20 protein-coding genes are annotated in these 20,330 nt (G+C 37.1%); 16 read left to right on the plus strand and 4 right to left on the minus strand.

Annotated elements, in window-relative coordinates; translation table 11 throughout:
* The first annotated feature begins 3 nt into the window (after positions 1-3).
* Both murB and proC read left to right on the plus strand, forming a co-directional pair.
* A complete protein-coding gene (gene murB, locus DEU40_RS00440) occupies positions 4-1,017 on the plus strand; it encodes a UDP-N-acetylmuramate dehydrogenase (protein WP_110008035.1) in 1,014 nt (337 codons plus the stop codon).
* A gap of 377 nt (positions 1,018-1,394) precedes the next feature.
* On the plus strand, positions 1,395-2,198 hold the full coding sequence (gene proC, locus DEU40_RS00445) for a pyrroline-5-carboxylate reductase (RefSeq protein WP_110008036.1): 804 nt from the start codon (positions 1,395-1,397) through the stop codon (positions 2,196-2,198).
* On the opposite strand, the gene DEU40_RS00450 is transcribed toward proC, so the two are convergent.
* On the minus strand, positions 2,188-2,601 hold the full coding sequence (locus DEU40_RS00450; protein ID WP_110008037.1) for a VanZ family protein: 414 nt from the start codon (positions 2,599-2,601) through the stop codon (positions 2,188-2,190). The genes proC and DEU40_RS00450 overlap by 11 nt on opposite strands.
* Positions 2,602-2,657: 56 nt before the next feature.
* Here DEU40_RS00450 and lnt point away from each other — a divergent pair, with 56 nt between their 5' ends.
* Positions 2,658-4,292, plus strand: coding sequence for an apolipoprotein N-acyltransferase (gene lnt / locus DEU40_RS00455; RefSeq protein ID WP_110008038.1), 1,635 nt, complete (start codon positions 2,658-2,660; stop codon positions 4,290-4,292).
* A 137-nt stretch (positions 4,293-4,429) separates the two neighbouring features.
* Here lnt and DEU40_RS00460 read toward each other — a convergent pair whose 3' ends face one another.
* On the minus strand, positions 4,430-6,139 hold the full coding sequence (locus DEU40_RS00460) for a T9SS type A sorting domain-containing protein (RefSeq protein WP_228406415.1): 1,710 nt from the start codon (positions 6,137-6,139) through the stop codon (positions 4,430-4,432).
* 243 nt (positions 6,140-6,382) lie between these two features.
* Here DEU40_RS00460 and rpmB point away from each other — a divergent pair, with 243 nt between their 5' ends.
* The 7 genes from rpmB (at position 6,383) to DEU40_RS00495 (ending at position 9,953) form a co-directional block, all read left to right on the plus strand.
* Positions 6,383-6,625: a 50S ribosomal protein L28 gene (gene rpmB / locus DEU40_RS00465; protein ID WP_002976757.1), complete on the plus strand. Its 243-nt coding sequence runs from the start codon at positions 6,383-6,385 to the stop codon at positions 6,623-6,625.
* A 6-nt stretch (positions 6,626-6,631) separates the two neighbouring features.
* Entirely contained in the window at positions 6,632-6,814 is a 183-nt protein-coding gene (gene rpmG, locus DEU40_RS00470) for a 50S ribosomal protein L33 (RefSeq protein WP_002976756.1), read from the plus strand.
* Positions 6,815-6,834: 20 nt separating this feature from the next.
* A complete protein-coding gene (locus DEU40_RS00475) occupies positions 6,835-6,987 on the plus strand; it encodes a DUF4295 domain-containing protein (protein WP_002976755.1) in 153 nt (50 codons plus the stop codon).
* Positions 6,988-7,068: 81 nt separating this feature from the next.
* Positions 7,069-8,025, plus strand: a complete 957-nt coding sequence (locus DEU40_RS00480; RefSeq protein ID WP_110008040.1) for an MBL fold metallo-hydrolase — start codon at positions 7,069-7,071, stop codon at positions 8,023-8,025.
* 158 nt (positions 8,026-8,183) lie between these two features.
* A complete protein-coding gene (locus DEU40_RS00485; RefSeq protein ID WP_110008041.1) occupies positions 8,184-8,651 on the plus strand; it encodes a RidA family protein in 468 nt (155 codons plus the stop codon).
* A gap of 15 nt (positions 8,652-8,666) precedes the next feature.
* Positions 8,667-9,620: a signal recognition particle-docking protein FtsY gene (ftsY, locus tag DEU40_RS00490; protein ID WP_076595870.1), complete on the plus strand. Its 954-nt coding sequence runs from the start codon at positions 8,667-8,669 to the stop codon at positions 9,618-9,620.
* Between the two features lie 72 nt (positions 9,621-9,692).
* A complete protein-coding gene (locus DEU40_RS00495; protein WP_034694983.1) occupies positions 9,693-9,953 on the plus strand; it encodes a GlsB/YeaQ/YmgE family stress response membrane protein in 261 nt (86 codons plus the stop codon).
* Between the two features lie 77 nt (positions 9,954-10,030).
* On the opposite strand, the gene sppA is transcribed toward DEU40_RS00495, so the two are convergent.
* On the minus strand, positions 10,031-11,788 hold the full coding sequence (gene sppA, locus DEU40_RS00500) for a signal peptide peptidase SppA (protein WP_110008042.1): 1,758 nt from the start codon (positions 11,786-11,788) through the stop codon (positions 10,031-10,033).
* 20 nt (positions 11,789-11,808) lie between these two features.
* Between sppA and folK the strand changes: the two genes are divergently transcribed.
* The 6 genes from folK to fmt all read left to right on the plus strand — a co-directional run bounded on the left by folK (position 11,809) and on the right by fmt (position 19,668).
* Entirely contained in the window at positions 11,809-12,225 is a 417-nt protein-coding gene (gene folK / locus DEU40_RS00505) for a 2-amino-4-hydroxy-6-hydroxymethyldihydropteridine diphosphokinase (protein ID WP_110008043.1), read from the plus strand.
* Between the two features lie 17 nt (positions 12,226-12,242).
* Entirely contained in the window at positions 12,243-13,358 is a 1,116-nt protein-coding gene (locus DEU40_RS00510; protein ID WP_110008044.1) for a flagellar motor protein MotB, read from the plus strand.
* Between the two features lie 53 nt (positions 13,359-13,411).
* Positions 13,412-14,938, plus strand: a complete 1,527-nt coding sequence (locus DEU40_RS00515) for an OmpA family protein (protein ID WP_110008045.1) — start codon at positions 13,412-13,414, stop codon at positions 14,936-14,938.
* Between the two features lie 209 nt (positions 14,939-15,147).
* Positions 15,148-16,587, plus strand: coding sequence for an OmpA family protein (locus tag DEU40_RS00520; RefSeq protein WP_110008046.1), 1,440 nt, complete (start codon positions 15,148-15,150; stop codon positions 16,585-16,587).
* Positions 16,588-16,665: 78 nt separating this feature from the next.
* Positions 16,666-18,573 carry an ATP-dependent DNA helicase RecQ gene (locus DEU40_RS00525; protein ID WP_110008047.1) on the plus strand — a complete coding sequence of 636 codons (1,908 nt, stop codon included), beginning with the start codon at positions 16,666-16,668 and terminating at the stop codon, positions 18,571-18,573.
* 147 nt (positions 18,574-18,720) lie between these two features.
* Positions 18,721-19,668: a methionyl-tRNA formyltransferase gene (gene fmt, locus DEU40_RS00530; protein ID WP_110008048.1), complete on the plus strand. Its 948-nt coding sequence runs from the start codon at positions 18,721-18,723 to the stop codon at positions 19,666-19,668.
* Positions 19,669-19,742: 74 nt separating this feature from the next.
* Here fmt and DEU40_RS00535 read toward each other — a convergent pair whose 3' ends face one another.
* Positions 19,743-20,324: a Crp/Fnr family transcriptional regulator gene (locus DEU40_RS00535; RefSeq protein WP_110008049.1), complete on the minus strand. Its 582-nt coding sequence runs from the start codon at positions 20,322-20,324 to the stop codon at positions 19,743-19,745.
* Positions 20,325-20,330 lie beyond the last annotated feature (6 nt).

Below are 20,330 nucleotides of genomic sequence, written 5' to 3' on the forward strand. Positions count from 1 at the left end.
AACATGCAGGAAAATTTTTCATTACAACCTTACACCACATTTGGTGTTGAAGCCCAGGCCCGTTATTTCACTGAAGTTAATACTATTGATGAATTAAAAGAGGCACTCATTTTCGCGAAGACCCAAAATCTTAAGCTTCTGTTCCTGGGAGGCGGAAGTAATATTCTTCTTACCAGAGATTTTGATGGTCTTGCTATCAGACTTAGTTTAAGAGGTATTTCCGAAGAAATCATCAATGAAAATGAGGTATGGGTAACCGCAAAAGCAGGTGAAAACTGGCATGAATTTGTAATGTACTGCCTGCAAAAAAATTATGGAGGCCTTGAAAATCTTTCTTTAATTCCGGGAAATGTAGGAACTTCTCCGATGCAGAATATCGGGGCTTATGGAACAGAAATTAAAGATATTTTTGTAAGCTGTGAAGTATTGGACCTGGAGAATCTTGAATTGAGAACTTTTAATCTTGAACAATGCAGGTTCGGATACAGGGATTCTATTTTCAAACAGGAAGGAAAAGGCAGATATGTTATTCTGGAAGTTACTTTTAAACTGACTCAAAAAGATCACCATATCAAAACCGAATATGGAGCAATCCAATCTGAACTCGAAAATCTTGGCATTGAAAATCCAACCATTCAGGATGTTTCAAAAGCAGTGATCAATATCCGTCAAAGCAAATTACCGGATCCTAAAGAAATTGGAAATGCCGGAAGTTTTTTCAAGAACCCAACCATTCCTTTAGCTCAGTTTGAAGCATTAAAACAAAAATTTGAAAATATTCAGGGTTACCCGAATGGAGATGGGGTAAAAGTTCCTGCCGGCTGGCTGATTGAACAATGCGGATGGAAAGGAAAACAAATCGGAAATGTAGCTTCACACAAACTACAATCTCTTGTGATCATTAATGCAACCGGGAGTGCTACAGGAAAAGAAATTTTTGATTTTTCTACGGAGATCATTAATTCTGTAAAGGAAAAGTTCGGGATAGAACTTGAACGGGAAGTGAATATTATTTAATCTAAAAATATATAAAGGCTGATTCGTATGAATTCAGTCTTTTTTTATTTCTTATTATCTGTAAGTATTGGATGAGTGCACAGTCGCAAGGATCTTTTATTTTCTTTATTAGTATTTTACGGCGCAAGGATTTTATCTTCGAGAAAATTTAATGCTGTTCGATCTTTGTACTACAAAAGGATTAACCTTATCTTATTTCATTATCATCCTTACTGAAAATCTCATATTGAGCGAAGTCGAAATGTTCCCGCGCCTTTAAACGGCATATTATTTAAAACTTTTACTCCTTTGCACTCACCCAACAAAAATTAATTCAGAATCAATTCATATATAGTCTCCGGAAAATCATTACTTTAGCTTAAAAATTACAATTTGTGATGAAAATAGCTATTCTTGGAGCCGGAAATATGGGACTTTCTTTTTCGAAATCATTCTTAAAATACGAACTGATCAAACCTGAACATCTGCATCTTATTATCAGAAGTCAGGAAAAAATCTCCAAAATAGCTGAGGAATTTCCCAAATCCAAAATCTCCACTTTCGAAGAGGTAAGAGATATTGATGCTGATTTAATCATCATTGCAGTAAAGCCTCAGGATTTTCAGGCGGTTGCCCAAAACATTCAATTTACTTTCAAGGAAAACCAGATGGTCTTATCCATCATGGCAGGGATTAATATTGAAAAAATCCAAAAATTGCTGAATCATCCGCTTGTAGTAAGAGCAATGCCAAACTCTCCTACTCTTCTGGGAATGGGAATCACAGGTTATACTGCTGCCAACGGAATTTCTTTCAGCCAGTTAATCAATATTGAAAGATTATTAAACAGCACAGGAAGATCGGTTTATCTGGAGGATGAGGAACTTCTGGATGGAGTTACAGCTCTGTCAGGAAGCGGCCCTGCCTATTTTTATTATATAATTGATGCTATGATTAAAGCCGGCATTGAAATGGGAATTGAAGAAAACCTTTCCAAACTTTTTGTAAAACAGACGATGCTGGGAGCTTATCATCTGATCAATAATTCGGAAAAAAATCTTGAGGAACTGATTAAAGATGTTGCATCCAAAGGAGGAACTACTGAAGCTGCTTTAAAAACATTTGAAGAGAACAGTTTCAAAGAAATTCTGAAACAAGGGATTCTGAACGCTGAAAAGCGTGCAAAAGAACTTAATAATTAAGTTTCCTATCCAAAAATCTGCGTAGCAACCAACCAATATATACCCCGAAAGTATTCAGGAGGATATCATCTACCTCAAATATTCCCATTCTGGTAAAATATTGAAGCGCTTCTACAATAACAATACATGAAATAAAACCAAATATCAGAGGTTTCAGCTTTTTCAGTCCGGGAATTACCCAGCCCAGAAATCCAAAAGGAATAAACATCATAATATTACCCAAGACAATTGTTACTATATCTATAGTTTTATTGGGTCCCTGGATAAATTTGATGGTAGAAAAAACTGGTTCTACCGTGATGAGATTTTCCTCATACTGAAATCTTCCCATTCCCAAGAACATCAGATAGAGCAAAAACAGAGTATACGGAACAATAATGATTGTATAAATTTTCTTTAACATCGAACTGCTAATATATTCATTTCAAAAACATTAAATTTGTGTATTAAAATAATTTAATGAAATACGTTCTGCTTACACTTATTTCAGCAATGCTGCTGTCGGTTTCATGGCCAACTTATGGGGTTCCGTTTTTTATATTTTTTGCCCTTGTTCCTCTTCTGATGATGGAACATGGCATTTCAAAATTTTCTGATTATAAAAGGAAAAGCTGGGTGGTCTTCGGATTATCTTACCTATGCTTTGTCATCTGGAACGTAGTGACTACAGGATGGCTGTATGGTTCAAAGAATCCGGATGGAAGCCACTCACTGATGGCTGTTTTATTCCCTGTATTAGTCAATTCTCTTCTATATTCTCTGGTATTCCAATGTTATCACTGGTACAAAAATGCCCAGGGAACGTATTGGGGATTAGGCTTTTTAATTGCCATCTGGATGAGTTTTGAAAAATTTCATTTAGGATGGGAACTGACATGGCCGTGGCTGAACCTGGGGAATGTATTTTCAGACTATCCCAAACTAATCCAGTGGTATGATACTTTGGGAGCAACCGGAGGAAGCTTCTGGATTCTGGTCATCAATGTTCTGATTTTTTATACTGTAAGAACATGGGAAGCCGGAAGAAAGAGAAAAGATCTGATCAAAAACTCCGCTATTGTTGCTGCTTTAATTGTTCTGCCGATGATTATTTCAATAATCAGATACAACAATTTTGACGAAAAGCCAATCGGACAGGTTAATGTTCTGATGCTTCAGCCGGATCTTGATCCTTATGCTGAAAAATACTCCAAAGATAGCCTGACTATAGAACAGGATTTATTAGCGCTTGCTGAAAAAAACTCAACCGGTAAGATTGATTATTATATCGCCCCGGAAACCGCTCTTCCGGGAAGAGGATCTATTTCCGAAACAGGTTTTGAAAAGAGTTTACTTCTTAATAATATCAAAGGATTTTTATCAAATCATCCCGGATCTGTTTTTGCTACAGGAATTTCTTCACACCGATTCTTTTATAATCCTACCGACTTACCTAAAGAAGCTTACCAGATTAACAGCGGTGTTTGGGTGAGCAGTTATAATACTGCCATTCAACTGGTGCCTAACCAAAAAGTACAAGCTTATCACAAAGGAAAACTGGTGCCAGGTGTTGAAATATTCCCTTATATGAATGTTTTGAAACCATTATTGGGAGATGCCATGCTGAATCTTGGAGGTACTGTAGCTTCTCTGGGAACAGACAAAGAACGAGTTGCCTTTGCAAATCCTTACAACAAAGGAAAACTAGCGCCTATCATTTGCTATGAAAGTATTTATGGTGAATTTGTAACAGACTATGTAAAAAAAGGAGCTAACTTTTTAGGTATTATGACCAATGACTCATGGTGGGGCGTTACCGAAGGGCACAAACAGCTTTTATCTTATGCTAAACTGAGGGCTATTGAAACAAGAAGAGAAATCGCCCGTGCAGCGAACAGCGGAATTTCAGCGCATATCAATGCTAAAGGAGAGATAACAGCCGATACTTTCTATGGTGACAAGACAGCCTTATTCGCAAAGGTAAACCTGTATGATACAATGACATTTTATACAAGAGCAGGAGATCTTCTTTCAAGGTTTTCCATATTTGCATTAGGATTCTTATTGTTCTACTATCTGATTGAATGGTTCAAAAAGAAAACAAAGAAAGCTTAGTTCTCAAACACTAATTGCCTAAATTTACGCACGAATAACACAAGATCTGCAGATCATACAGATTTTGTTCCATAAAAAAGAGAAAAGCCAGCTGGACGTCTGGCTTTTCTCATTGATAGAAGATAGAATTGATTCAATTACTTAATCGTAAGTTTCCTGGTGGTTATTTCGTTTTTTATCTTCAGTTTTAATACATAGATTCCTTTTGGTAAATGAGCAACATCAATAGACTCATCTCCATTGATACTGATATTCAGTTTTCTTCCGTCCATCGAATACATTTCAACTTCTGAAACTTTTTCTCCTTTTATATAGACTTTATCTGACACAGGGTTCGGATAGATAACAAGCTGCTTTTCAGATTTGATTTCCGCTGTTCCCAAAACACTTTGGGCAGAAGCGTCAGAATATACTTTTGCAGCATCAATTGATCTCACACTCCAGTATACATTCTGAACAGCCTGATCAAGCTCAAGGAACCATGCTGGTGTCGTTACCACATATTTGGCAATATCATGAGCTCCCTGCGTAGTTCCTACCGAGATCTCATAACGTAATGCATTCACCGGAGTTTTATCATCAGAAGCACCACTCCATGTAAAATTGAAACGGTTTCCGTTTTTAGTCAGATTCAGTTGCGTTGGTGCTGTAGGTTTAGCGTTTGCTTCTGCAGCATTATTTTTAAATACTTTAGTCAGTGAAGGCAGATCTGAAGCAGACCAGTCGAATCCACCCAATAAGATGTCCGGATGATGATCATTATTAAAATCAAAAAGCTGCACCAGCCCTGGACCTCCAAGGGCAGTAATACCATTTAGAGTTCCTTCATTGAATTTATGATTGGAAACATCATAGATATAGGTTTTCACTACAGCATTATAATTTTCATTTCCTGAAATAATAAAGTCGTAATAGCCGTCATTATTTAAATCTCCGACACTTAATGCAACATCAGAAATATCGCCTGCTTGAATTATATGAGGAGTTAATGCTCCGGTACCATCATTCATTAAAACAGCAGAATAGGCATCATCATTGACATCTCTCCCAATTACCACGATATCCTGAAAGCCATCAGCATTAAAATCTGCAAAATCTATTTTTCCCACTGCAACAGGCGCAAGATCCTGTGTAGGAGTCAGAACTCCAGCCTGGTTCATATATACTTTGGATACCGCATCTCCGTTGATGTCTGATCCGATAATCACAAGATCCAGAAGATTATCATTGTTAAGATCTACCACTTTAAAGCTCCCGCTCTGAGTTCCATCTACCCAATTTTCTGTAAGATCAAAACCGGTGCCCGTATTTTTGTAATAATCCAGACTATTTCCAAAACCTCCTCCATGAGCATATTGAGTTCCATTAAGGGCATAATCAGGCTTTCCATCATGATTAAAATCAAAAACTTCCAGGGATCCATAAATTTTTCCTGGCAATTCTGCTTCTTTTACAAATCCTGAACCTGTATTTTTGAATCGGTATTGTTTATAATTAACAACATCCATATAGCTGAGCCCTGTAGAAACAATATCCATCAGGCCGTCATTATTATAATCAATGAATTTAATATCTCCAAGATGGGTTACATCAGCTCCCAACCCTGCAAACGGTAACAATGTTGTTCCATTGTTCTGATATACTTCATTATACGTACTGTCCACATTTCCATCACCATCAGCATCTATCGCTCCGTTGAGTACGATATCCAGCGTACCGTTGTTATCTATATCTGCAATATCAGCTGCAGAATAATAAAAATTATTCATGCCGGTCTGAATCTCAGTAAAGTTCTGAGCCATGATACTTACAGGCAGCATAGAGCATAAAATATAAATCCTCCTCATAATTGTTTTTATTTAGATTAATTAAAAACAAAGATAGAATATTAAATTTTTCGGGTGAAAAAAAGGCTGTATGAAATATATCAGCACTGATTATCTGCTGTATCCCAAGGATTCTGCTATTTTAAAAATTCAATATTATTAATCAGCCACTTATTTGCAAATATTTTCCAAAAGATTTGTCTATCTAAAAAATTCTTCGTTATTTTGCACTCTCAAATATTATACAAATAAGAACATCGAGATATGTCAAGAATTTGCCAAATAACAGGAAAGCGTGCAATGGTTGGTAACAACGTTTCTCACGCTAATAACAAAACGAAGCGTCGTTTTGAAATTAACTTATTAGAGAAGAAGTTTTACCTTCCGGAGCAAGATAAGCACGTTACACTGAAAGTATCAGCTCATGGATTGAGAGTGATTAACAAGATTGGAATCGAGGAAGCTATTGAAAGAGCTACTAGAAACGGATTGATTAAAAAGAATTAATAAATCATGGCAAAAAAAGGAAACAGAGTTCAAGTAATCCTTGAATGTACAGAGCACAAAGAAAGTGGTATGCCAGGAATGTCAAGATACATTTCTACAAAAAATAAAAAGAACACTACAGAAAGATTGGAATTGAAAAAATACAATCCTGTTCTTAAGAGATCTACCATTCACAAAGAAATTAAGTAATTTATAAATAATAACTTACCATGGCAAAGAAAGTAGTAGCAACCCTACAAAGCGGTCAGTCTAAGAAGATGACTAAAGTGGTGAAAATGGTTAAGTCTTCTAAATCAGGAGCTTACGTTTTCGAAGAAAAAGTAATGAATGCTGATGAAGTAGATGGTTATTTAAAAAAATAATCAGTACTTTGTTTACAATATAAAAAACTACTCATTTTTTGAGTAGTTTTTTTGTTATATTCGTTTCATAAAAAACACATTATGAAGCAATTCTTTATTTTATTTTCAGTCCTACTATTCGCAGCGCCTTCCTATCATTCTCAAACCCTTCAAAATAAAAGAAGCTCTACAGATAATGTAAAAATTATTATTCTGGGAAATGTACAGGATGCCGGCTCTCCTCAGATCGGATGCCGTAAAGAATGCTGTGTGGATCTCTGGAAACATCCCCAGCAGGACAGGAAAGTATCTTCTCTGGGAGTCATCGACAAAGAGCTGCAGAAAAATTATATCTTCGATGCCACCCCGGATTTCACTCAGCAGCTGCAATTCCTGATGGAGCATTCAGCCGATCCAAAGAAAGCCGTGCCTGATGGTATTTTTATTACCCATGCCCACATCGGACATTATACAGGTCTTATGTTTTTAGGAAAAGAAGGTATGAATTCCAAGGATGTTCCCGTCTATAGCATGCCAAGGCTTAAAAAGTTCTTTGAAACCAGTGGGCCATGGTCCCAGCTGGTCCGTTTGAGTAATATTATTCCCTATGAGATGCAAAATGAAACACCAATAAAGGTGAACTCTCATTTAGAAGTTACTCCTATACAGGTTCCTCACCGTGATGAATATTCGGAAACAGTGGGTTTCCTTATTAAAGGTCCTCATAAAAAGGCATTATTCATTCCGGATATAGATAAATGGAATAAGTGGAAATACCATATTACAGATCTCATAAAAACAGTAGATTATGCATTTCTTGACGGTACATTTTATGATTCGGAAGAAATAGGCTACAGAAATATTGAAGATATCCCGCACCCCTTTGTAGTGGAGAGTATGGAACTGTTTAAAAGCCTGCCACCTGAATATAAAAAAAGAATTTTCTTTATCCATTTTAACCATACCAATAAAATTTTAAATCCTGATAGCAGACAGAGTAAACAGGTTATTGAAAAAGGTTTTAATATAGCACGCCTGGGAGACGAATTTGACTTATAAAGGCAATCAGTGTCCTGATCAGACTGTAATAAAAACCCCTGCTGCTGAATATCAGGAAATAAAAATAATAAAGACTTTGTTTACATATAAAAAAAACAACTCCTGTTTTGGGTAGTTTTTTTGCTATCTTTGCTCACCAGATTATTAATCAGTAAAGTATGAAAAAGATACTTGTTCTGGCCTGCACAGCAACTTTTCTATTTTCATTCAGTCAGAAAACAATGAATACTGTAGAATATAAAAGTTCGCCGAAAGTTTTCAGCATAAAAGGATTATCTCAATCGGTAAGCATTGATTGCGGAAATTCCAGAATGATTTTGCTATCCGGACAGGTTCCTCTGGACACGGAAGGCAATCTTGTGGGAAATACGATTGAAGAGCAGACCCGGCAGGTTTTCAAAAATATTGAAAACATCCTGAAAGAATATGAAGGTACAGGAAAAGATATTATCAAACTGGTCATCTACACCACAGACATCAAAAAAACACCTGATTTCAGAAAAGTAAGGGATTTGTATATCAATCTTCAGAATCCTCCCGTAAGCAGCCTTGTAGAAGTGAGCAGGCTTTTCAGAGATGATGTGTTGATAGAAGTAGAAGCCACAGCAGTGATTAAAAATAAATAAGAATAAACTAAAACTATGAGTTGGTTTAAAAATATTTTCAAAAAGGAAGAAAAGGAAACCTTAGATAAAGGATTGGAAAAATCCAGCCAGGGATTCTTTGAAAAAATGACGAAAGCCGTAGTCGGTAAAAGCAAAGTAGATGATGAAGTTCTGGATGATCTGGAGGAAGTACTGATTGCTTCCGATGTAGGTGCCTCTACCACTATCAAAATTATTGAAAGAATTGAAGAACGTGTTGCCAGAGATAAATATGTAGGCGTTAACGAACTTGACAAAATTCTCCGTGAAGAAATTTCGGGATTATTGCTTGAAAATCCACATGCCGGTACGGGAAATATAGATACTTCCAAAAAACCATATGTCATTATGGTAGTAGGAGTAAATGGAGTGGGAAAAACAACAACCATCGGAAAACTGGCTCATCAGTTCAAGTCGGAAGGTAAAAAAGTAGTTCTTGGTGCCGCTGATACCTTTAGAGCAGCTGCCGTTGACCAGCTTGTTATCTGGAGCGAAAGAGTGGGTGTTCCCATTATAAAACAGGAAATGGGATCGGATCCTGCGTCTGTAGCTTTTGACACGGTACAAAGTGCTGTAGCTCAAAATGCAGATGTTGTCATCATCGATACTGCAGGAAGACTTCACAACAAGATCAACCTGATGAACGAGCTTTCCAAGATCAAAAGAGTGATGCAGAAAGTGATTCCTGATGCGCCTCATGAAATTTTATTGGTACTTGACGGCTCTACAGGGCAGAATGCTTTCGAACAGGCAAAACAATTTACAGCAGCAACAGAAGTAAATGCTTTGGCAGTAACAAAACTGGACGGAACAGCCAAAGGAGGTGTTGTTATCGGTATCTCCGATCAGTTCCAGATTCCGGTGAAGTATATTGGTGTAGGCGAAAAAATGCAGGATTTACAACTTTTTAATGGTACGGAATTTGTAGACTCATTCTTCAAGAAAAGATGATTTATATCATGTTTTCCCTTATATTAGTAACAAATCATTTTTAAAATATTAACAATAAAAAAATTTGCAACTATGGGAATTATTACATGGATCTTATTCGGTCTTATTGCAGGTGCTATCGCTAAAATGATCATGCCTGGAACTCAGGGAGGAGGATGGCTTATCACTATCATCCTTGGAATTCTGGGAGCATTTGTAGGAGGAGCTATAGGAGTTTACGTTTTACACTGGGGTGATGTCACTTCATTCTGGAATCCGAGAAGCTGGATTCTCTCCATCGGAGGCGCTTTAATCATTCTCTGGATTTATGGAATGGCCACAAAGAAAAGCTGATAGTAACGCTGATAAAAAATAAAATCCCGGATCTGAAATTTCAGGTCCGGGATTTTTGTATACAATATAAAATTTAGTTAGTTGTTGATTCTGATCTGATAAGGCATTTCCATTTTCACCTCAGACTGTAGTTTTTTGTTTGTGATCTGCTGTAAAATCTCATAGTTGGACTTCCCTATCTTATTTTTAATAATTCTTGCCGAAACATCTTCCTCATTCAGGTCTTTAAAGATTTGTTCGAACGGGGTCATTCTCTTAGGGAAAGCCTCTACGTGGTAAGATTTCATTCCTGCTTTCTGAGCGGCAAATTTCACAGCATCAGCTAAAGTACCCAATTCATCCACCAATCCAATTTGCTTGGCACGAACACCACTCCATACTCTACCGCCTCCTACATTATCAATCTGCTCAAAAGTTTTCTTTCTGTTCTGAGTTACAAAATGTACAAATCTCTTATAGGTACCTTCCACACTTCTTGTCATCATATTGACTCCGTAAGGGGTCACTCCGTTTAATCCGGAATAATACATAGAGTTGGCATTGGTAGAAACAATATCCGCACGAATTCCGTTTTTAGCAGCAATATCTTTATAGTAAGGCATCACCCCGAACACTCCGATAGAACCGGTAAGTGTATTAGGCTCTGAATAAATTTTATCTGCAGCCATTGCTACATAATATCCTCCTGATGCTGCATAGTCTCCAAAAGAAACGATCAGTGGCTTTTTCTTTTTCAGCTGCTGTAATTCAAATAAAATTTCATCTGAAGCATTGGCACTTCCTCCCGGAGAGTTGATTCTGAACACAACCGCTTTCACTTTATCATCCTCCTGAAGTTTTTTGATGTACTTCACATATTTCTCGGAATGAATATCATTGTATTCATCTCCGTTATTAATAGATCCCGAAGCATAAAGTACAGCGATCTTTTCACCGGATTTATCTTCATCTGCATAAGAATTGATATAGCTTGTCAAAGAAATCTTGTTCAGCTTTTCTTTATCTTTTACATTAAGCTTCGCTTTCAGAAGATCTTCATATTCGGATTTCTGGATCAGCTTATCCGCAAGTTTATATTGTAAACTCTGCTCAGGAATCATTCCGTATAAGCTGTCTGTAATTGTTCTGAACTGAGCAGTATCAATTTTTCTTGAAGCAGCCATTTTATTGGATGTATTTTTCCAAAGATCATTCAAAAGAGTACTTAACTGTTCTTTATTTTCAGGAGAAATATCATTTCTTAAAAAGGGTTCTACCGCAGACTTGAATTTACCGTGACGGATTACTTCGATTCCGATTCCGTATTTATCTGCAAAATCTTTGAAGAAAGTAACCTCAGTAGAAAGACCTTTTAATTCGATCATTCCTGCCGGATGCAGATAATATTGATCAGCAACAGATCCTAAATAATAAGCAGACTGTGATACTCCGTTTCCATAAGCGTATACAAACTTTCCGCTTTTTTTGAAATCCTCAATTGCATTTCTTAGATCATCAATCTGCGTAAGGCCTGCAGACAAGTCATCAGCTTCTATACTGATTCCTTTAATATTATCATCAGTTTTTGCTTTGTTGATAGCCTCTAATGCATCATATATAAGAATACTTTTATTTTGGGCGCCTATCCCGAATAATCCCATCTCTTCTTCGGTAGGACTATCGATGATATTGGTCTTTAAATTAATCGTAAGAACTGAGTTCTTTTTCACCGCCACCGACTTATCATTCCCCATTGCACTGAACACAAGCATCATGATGAAAAAGATGAAAAATAGAGCGCAAAGTATGATAATTGCGACTATATTTGCCAAAACATTTTTGAAGAAACTTCTCATAAATCAATCAATTTTCTAATATGTCGCAGCATAAGGTCGTTTTGTTACTGGGAAGTAACTTAGGAGAGCAAAAAAAAAATGTAGAGCTTGCATTAAAAAAAATCAGTGAAGCCGGAAATTACATTTCACAAACCAGCGAATTTTTAATGTCTGACCCTGTAGAGTTTGCCAGTTCCAATATTTTTTGTAATATTGCAGCAATAATATTCACACATCTTTCACCCATTCAACTGCTTGATTGTATTAAGAATATAGAAGTTGAGATGGGAAGAATTAATGATTCAAAAGTATCCGGAGGTTACAAAGACAGGATAATTGATATTGATATCATTAAGTATAATGAGTTGAATTTTAAATCAGAAAGATTAGAAATCCCTCATAAAAAACATCTTTTTGAAAGGGATTTTTCCAGGATATTATTAAAAGATTTTATTTAAAACATAAAACATATTGTATGAAATTAGGTTTATTATTATTGGCTACGTCATTGCCAATTGCAGCTTTCGCACAGAACAGCGGCACAACAGTAAACTCTTCCACAGAGTACCCTAATACATTCTCCTCAGGTTCCGCTAATGTAAAACCCTTTGACAATAAATCCAGACGTTTCAGAGACTGGTCTATTTCTGTTGGAGGAGGTCCTGCATTTATGGTACACTCCGATTTAAAATCTATCCGCAAGGATAAGACTAATTGGGGATACAATGCTTACGTAAGCGTGGACAAACAAATCACACATGCATTCGGGCTAAGCCTTATGTATATGAGAGGAGAAACAAAACAGACAGCCCAGCTTCCTGGTGCTGAAGGTGTAAAATCAGGAATAGCTACTGCAACAACACAGTTTGACAACATCTCTTTATTGGGGGATATCAACTTCTCGAACTTATTCAGAAGAGTAGATAACCACTCTCCATACAGATGGGCTTTCCATGGATATATGGGTATCGGACTTCAAGGGTTCAGAACATCACTGCATGATAACGACGAATTCAGATGGAGCAATACGCCAAGAAGAACTCCTTTATTCATTAAACAGGACATTGATATCAACTCTATCTTCTATCAGGGAGGTGTGGGAATCAAGTACAATGTTTCAAAACTTATTGACGTTGAGGCAAGAACCATGTACATTATCAGTGGTGATGATGAATTCGATGGCGGCGGATGGGCAGATCCTAATGATTATGATCCTTCCACTCCAGGTTCAAAATATAACATGTTAAATTCCAGAAGATCTGATAATGCCTGGACAGTAAGTTTAGGAGTATCTTTCAAACTAGGAAAGCATGAATCTCATCTGGCATGGCATGACCCGCTTCAGGAAGCTTACTACAGAACCAGCGTTCTTGAAAATGCAAGTACAGACCTTGTTGTCTGCGAAAAAGGAGATGCAGACAATGACGGAGTATGTGATGACTGGGACAGACAGCTTGATACTCCTGCAGGAGCAAGAGTAGATGGAGCCGGAGTTGCTTTGGATATGGATCTTGATGGAGTTATTGACCTTTACGATAAGTGCGTAACTGTACCAGGACCTGTTGAAAATAACGGATGCCCGATTAAATAATTAAAACAGCCTTACAATTCTTTTTCAAAAAAGAAATCAAATAATAATACACGATGAAATTAAGTTTAGCAATTGTTGCATTAGCTTTGGCAATTCCTTCTGCCGCTTATGCACAAGACTCAACAGCAGTTTCCAATGGAAAATATCCCAATACATTTTCCTCAGGATCTGCCAATGTTACACCATTTACCAACCAATCCAAGAGATTTAATGATTGGTCTGTTTCAGTAGGAGCAGGTGTTCCGCTTCTGCAGTCAGCAGATTTAACCTCTATCAAAAATGGTAATGGTAAAAACCTTTTTGGCTATTCAGCGTATGTAAGTATTGATAAAGCGATTACCCATGCTTTTGGGATCAATTTACAGTATGACAGAGGTGAAACCAGACAAGGATGGTTCAATACTAAAAATGCAGCACCGGATGCAACAGCAGTAGGAGCAAGAACTCAGTATGACGCGATCTCTATCTTAGGAGATATTAACTTCTCAAACCTGTTAAGAAGAGTTGACAACCATTCTCCTTACAGATGGGCACTTCACGGATATGCAGGTATCGGTACTATTGCGTACAGAGCATATCAGAAAGACGGAAGCAACAGACAGAGATTGATGACTGAAATCAAACCTTTCGAATTAGGTTCTATGTTCTTCCAAGCTGGTACAGGTCTGAAGTTCAAAGTGAACAGAAGAATCGATATTGAAGGTAGATTAATGTATGTAGTAACCGGTGATGATGAATTTGACGGTGGAGGTGATGCTTACAGCGCTATCAACAAGCGTTCTGAGCAGGTTTCAGACAACTTCTTTAATGCTACTTTAGGTCTTTCTTTCAAACTAGGTAAGCACGAGTCTCACGTAATGTGGCATGACCCGCTTCAGGAAATCTATTATAAACTTGATGTACTGGCTAACAAAAACCAGGATATTGAAGTATGTAAAAAAGGTGATGCTGATAACGACGGAGTATGCGACGATTGGGACAGACAGCTTGATACTCCTGCAGGGGCAAGAGTGGACGGTGCCGGAGTTGCACTTGATACTGACTTAGACGGTGTAATTGACCTTTACGATAAGTGTGTAACTGTTCCGGGACCTGTTGAAAACAACGGATGTCCAGTTGTTAAAGATAATAAGCAAACTGCTGTAGAAGTAGAGAAAACCCTTAAAGATATTTATTTCAACTTTAATAAAGCAACCATCAGACCTGAATCTAATGAGAAACTGGATCTGGCTGCTTCAATTATCAAAGAAAACGGAGGTAATTACCTGTTAACAGGACATACCGATATCAAAGGAAATGCAGCATATAACCTTAGATTGTCTAAAGAAAGAGCAGCAGCTGTAGTTGGAGCTCTGGAAAACAGAGGCATCAATGAAAATGTGCTGAAATCAAGAGGAGTAGGTTCTGCTGAAGCTACTATCCCTGCATCAGCTTCAGATGCTGAAAGAATGGCGGACAGAAAAGTTACTGTAAGATTTATAGAAAGTTCAGAATGGGATTCTATCAAAAAGAAAGACTATGAAGATGCTCCTGTAAAAAAAACAGTCAAAAAAGCTCCCGCTAAGAAAAAGAAGAAATAATTTCAAATACTTCATAAACCGAAAAGAATTGTTCTTTTCGGTTTATTTTTTTTCTACTACGAATTTTTTTACATACCTTTATCATTATTTTCAGGACAATTGTACAAACACATTAGTAATCAGTACGTTTGTTTTGAAAAAAATTAACACAATATCACTTTTTAGCGTAAAAAATCATTTAAAATAACTTAACTTAAAAAAATAACACTATGAAATTAAGTTTAGCAATTGTTGCATTAGCTTTGGCAATTCCTTCTGCCACGTATGCACAAGACTCAACGGCAGTTTCAAAAGGAGAATATCCTAATACATTTTCTTCGGGATCTGCTAATGTTTCCCCATTCACCAATCAATCTAAAAGATTTAACGATTGGTCTATTTCTGCCGGGGTGGGTGTTCCACTTCTCCAGTCTGCGGATTTAACCTCTATCAAAAATGGTAACGGTAAAAACCTTTTTGGCTATTCAGCGTATGTAAGTATTGATAAAGCGATTACCCATGCTTTTGGGATCAATTTACAGTATGACAGAGGTGAAACCAGACAAGGATGGTTCAATACTAAAAATTCAGCACCGGATGCAACAGCAGTAGGAGCAAGAACTCAGTATGACGCGATCTCTATCTTAGGAGATATTAACTTCTCAAACCTGTTAAGAAGAGTTGACAACCATTCTCCTTACAGATGGGCACTTCACGGATATGCTGGTATCGGTACTATTGCGTACAGAGCATATCAGAAAGATGGTAATAACAGACAGAGATTAATGACAGAAATCAAACCTTTCGAATTAGGCTCTATGTTCATGCAGGCTGGTACAGGTCTTAAATTCAAAGTGAACAGAAGAATCGATATTGAAGGTAGATTAATGTATGTAGTAACCGGAGATGATGAATTTGACGGTGGAGGTGATAAATACAGCGCTATCAACAAGCGTTCTGAGCAGGTTTCAGACAACTTCTTCAACGCTACTTTAGGTCTTTCTGTTAAACTTGGAAAACACGAATCTCACTTAATGTGGCATGATCCGCTTCAGGAAATCTATTATAAACTTGATGTACTGGCTAACAAAAACCAGGATATTGAAGTATGTAAAAAAGGTGATGCTGATAACGACGGAGTATGCGACGATTGGGACAGACAGCTTGATACTCCTGCAGGGGCAAGAGTGGACGGTGCCGGAGTTGCGCTTGATACTGACTTAGACGGTGTAATTGACCTTTACGATAAGTGTGTAACTGTTCCGGGACCTGTTGAAAATAACGGATGTCCTGTAGCTACAACAGGACCTGTAGTAGAAACAGAAACTAAATTGGAAGGAATTGAGTTTGACCTGAATTCTGACAGAATTTTACCTTCAAATACTCCAATTTTAAATAATGCAGTAAACTATATTAATTCTTCAAATGGTTCTTACAATGTAATCGGAGCTACAGATACAAGAGGTACTGATGCTTACAACCAGAAACTATCTGAAAGAAGAGCAAACAACGTTAAGAACTATCTGATCAAAAACGGTGTTCAGACAGGTAAACTACAGGCTATAGGAAAAGGTGAAAAAGACCTTAAATATCCTGAATGTGAACCGGCAACGAAGTGCCCTGAATGGAAAAACAGAGCCAACAGAAGAGTATACTTCGAAGCTAAATAATAAACATATTGATATATTATATGAAAGTCACGCCCTGCGTGACTTTTTTTGTCCTAATTCTTTCCTTATTTTTACAACATGATTTCTCCGCAGGATTTTCAAAAGCTAAAATATGATACTCTTAAGTATTTCTGGGGTTATACCGACTTCAGAGATTCTCAGGAAGAAATTATCAATGCTGTTATTAATGAAAAAGATACCCTGGTTCTCTTACCTACAGGAGCAGGAAAGTCTTTATGCTATCAACTACCAGCCTTACTGAAAGAAGGAACCTGCCTTGTTGTTTCTCCTTTGCTGGCATTGATGAAAGACCAGGTGAATCAGCTTAAAGCCCGCGGTATAGAAGCAGAATATCTTTCCTCCGAATTGGATGAATATGATGCTGAAACCATTTATGACCGCTGTAAAGAAGGGCTTACCAAGCTGCTCTATGTTTCTCCTGAAAGGCTTACCAATACTCAGTTTATTCAAAATATGGAAGAAATACAGCTCTCCTTCATTGCCGTTGATGAAGCGCACTGTATTTCAGAATGGGGACAGGATTTCAGGCCCAGCTATCAGAATATAAAAGGATTCAGAAGTAATAACCCTGAGATCCCATGTCTTGCACTGACTGCAACTGCAACTCCGAAAGTGCTGGAAGAAATTAAAAATAAACTGGAACTGAAAAATCCTTTTGTTTTTCAAAAGAGTTTTAAAAGAGAGAACATTAAAATTTTCACAGATGAAGTATCTGATAAATTTCAGCGTGTTTTTGATATTCTAAAATACAGCAATGATTCCGGAATTGTTTATGTAAGAACAAGAAGAGAAGCTGAACTGCTGGCAGAATTTCTAAAGAAAAATCAACTGAAAAATGTAGATTATTTTCATGCCGGCCTCACAACCAAAGAAAAGAATGCAAGACAGAATCTTTGGAATAACAGTGACAATCATGTCCTTATTTCTACCAATGCCTTTGGAATGGGTATTGACAAAGATAATGTCCGTTTTGTCATTCATTATTCTCCCGCTGCATCCCTTGAAAACTATTATCAGGAAATCGGAAGGGCCGGAAGAGATGGCAAAGACAGTTTTGCTTTCATGCTCTGGAACAAACAGGAAATATTGAATTTTGATCAGGTTTTAAAAAACCAGACTCCCAACAAAGCTGAGTTTTTGAAAATAGTTAGTTATCTCTACTCTATTTTTCAGGTAGCTGAATTTGAACTTCCGGAAAAGACATTTCAACTGAATCATCTCACTATACAGAATTTTACAAAACTATCGAAGGCCAAGATCAACAATGTCCTCAATTTTCTGCACAACCAGGAAATTGTCTACTACAATGATAACAAGAGTCTGTCTTCGCTCGAACTTTTTATTAAAGCAGATGAGATTGACCAGTTGCCACAAAAAGATGGCCATTTCATAGAACTCCTTTTCCGTACCCTATCAGGAATTACTACGCATAAAGTCATGTTCAGCGAACAGCAGGTCAGCAACAAAATCAATATCAGTGTTCCTTTAATTAAGGAACGTCTGAAAGAGCTTCAGCAAAAGAATTACCTTGAATATATCGACGGAGCATTAGCCAGCATTAAATTCCTGAAACCCCGTGATGAAAGAGCTGTGAACAGCGCTTACTGGAAATTATTTGAACATATTCAGAGGAATAAAATCCAGAAATGGGAAGAGATGAAGTTTTACGTAGAAAATAACGACTACTGTAAAATGAAACTAATTCTTGCTTACTTTGGTGAAAAAAATTCAAAAAACTGTGGACAGTGCTCTGTCTGCGAAAAAAATAAGCAGTCTATCTTTGGGAAAAATATTTCCCAGCAGATCATTAATTTATTAGCTAAAAAATCGGCTACTATTGAAGAACTGTCTATCCAGCTCAGCTATCATTCCAAAGAAAATATACTGGAGAATCTGATTTTTCTTTTGGATTCAGGAAAGGTAAGAATGCTGAATTTCAGAACGTATGCGCTGAATCATGAGTAATGAGTAATATGCAATGAGCAATGAGCAATGATTGATAAATATTATGACCCTCAACCTGCCTAAATCTCAAAGCTCATACTCTAAAACTCTCCTACCTTCAAACCCTGATATTTTCCGACTCTCAGATCAAAAACTTATCTTTGCAGTATGAAATCATTGAAAGTCGTTTTTTTAGGAACTCCTGAGTTTGCAAAAACCTCTTTGGAGGCCATCCACCAATCCCACCATCAGGTAGTAGGTGTTGTAACTGTAGCTGATAAGGCAAGCGGACGCGGACAGAAAATTCACCAGTCACCGGTAAAAATCTATGCAGAAGAAAATAATATTCCTGTTTTTCAGCCAGAAAAGTTGAGAAACCCTGAATTCCTGGAAGAACTTAGGAAACTGGATGCTGATGTTTTTGTAGTGGTTGCCTTCAGAATGATGCCTAAAGTGCTTTTTGAGATGCCTAAAATGGGAACGTTCAATCTTCATGCTTCACTGCTTCCTGATTACAGAGGTGCTGCACCCATCAATTATGCTGTAATCAATGGAGAAGAAAAAACCGGAGCAACTACATTCTTTATTAATGAAAAAATTGACGAAGGAAATATTCTTCTTCAACAGGAAATGGAAATTTTACCGGATGAAAATGCCGGAAGCCTTCATGACCGACTCATGGAAATGGGCTCAGGCCTTGTGGTTAAGACATTGGACGGTCTTGCTGAAAATGCTATTGAAGAAAAACCTCAGCCCCATGTAGAACACCCTAAAAATGCTTATAAAATTTTCAAGGAAGATACGAGGATTAATTGGGAACAGCCTTCAAAAACTATTCATCAGTTTATTCTGGGAATGTCTCCTTATCCTGCAGCCTTCACTACTTTAAAGATTGACAACGAAGAAAAAGGACTAAAAATATTCGGGGGTAAGTTTGAACTTGTTGACCACGGAAAACCAGCCGGAACGCTGGATATTTCAAAAAATGAATTTAAAATTTACACTCAGGATGGGATCTACTACCCTCTTGAACTTCAACTGGAAGGTAAAAAAAGAATGATGGTAAAAGATTTCCTGAATGGCTTCCGAAACTTTGACGGAATTACATTAAGCTAAAATAGACTATTATCAAACATAGAAAAGTCCCGAAAGCATGTACCAATAAACTTTCGGGACTTTTTTTTCAGTCATCAGCTTTTACTGACAATTTTCTTTCGGATTCTGCTTATAAATTCCGGAGTTACTCCCAGATATGCTGCAATCTGAATATTTGTTAAACGGTTGGCTGTCTGCGGATAATCTTTTAAAAACTCAACATAGCGTTCATCTGAAGGTTTGCTTAGATTATCAATAATTCTACGCTGTAGGGCAATAATTGATTTTTGAAATTTAAGCCTCATTAATCTTTCAATCTCCGGCATTTCAGCATACAGTTTTTCTTTGTCTTTTTTGGGAATAAGAAGAATTTCACTATCCTCAAGCGCCTGAATATTGAGTTTTGAGGGAATACGTTTCACAAAACTATCAATATCGGAGATCCACCAGTTTTCAATTCCAAAATACAATATCTGTTCAGCTGCATTATGATGGGTATGAAAAACTTTAAAACATCCGCTTACTACAAACCCTTCAAATTCGCAAATCTCTCCTTCTTTTAAGAGGAATTCTTTTTTCTTTATTTTCCTTAAACTGAAAGCACTGCAGTATTTCTCCAGCTTTTCGTCTGAAATTTCAATATATCCCCGGATGTGTTTTTTTAAAGATTCAGTCATGGTTTA

It is taken from the genome of Chryseobacterium sp. AG844 (assembly GCF_003182335.1).
GTDB classification, from domain to species: domain Bacteria; phylum Bacteroidota; class Bacteroidia; order Flavobacteriales; family Weeksellaceae; genus Chryseobacterium; species Chryseobacterium cupriresistens.